The sequence below is a fragment of the Salmonella sp. SAL4457 genome, from assembly GCF_046548235.1.
GTDB lineage: Bacteria > Pseudomonadota > Gammaproteobacteria > Enterobacterales > Enterobacteriaceae > Salmonella > Salmonella enterica.
The window spans coordinates 1-262 of record NZ_JBGDZO010000703.1 but is presented as its reverse complement, the minus strand read 5'-3'; the positions used below and the strand labels follow the sequence as shown (position 1 = coordinate 262).

Genomic DNA, 262 nt, shown 5'->3' with positions numbered 1-262 from the left:
TTGTACAATAGTGTGATCAAAACTATTGAGGGCTCTGCCAATTTCGAGAAGTCAACGTTAAAGGAAGTGATCGATGCGAGGAGTAGGGCAACATCAGTACAGGTGAATGTCAATGATTCTACAAGTTTGGCACGTTACCAGGCTGCGCAGGCTCAATTGCAAGGATCATTCAGCAGATTGATGGCAGTAGCTGAGAGTTATCCTGATTTGAAAACGACGAAGGCATTCCAGGATTTCCAAACACAAATTGAAGGAACGGAAA

General features: G+C 43.5%; 1 protein-coding gene. It reads left to right on the top strand.

Annotated elements, in window-relative coordinates; genetic code table 11:
• Positions 1-262 (top strand): LemA family protein (locus ACLJNW_RS25985; protein WP_410961476.1); only part of this gene is annotated, 262 nt, incomplete at both ends.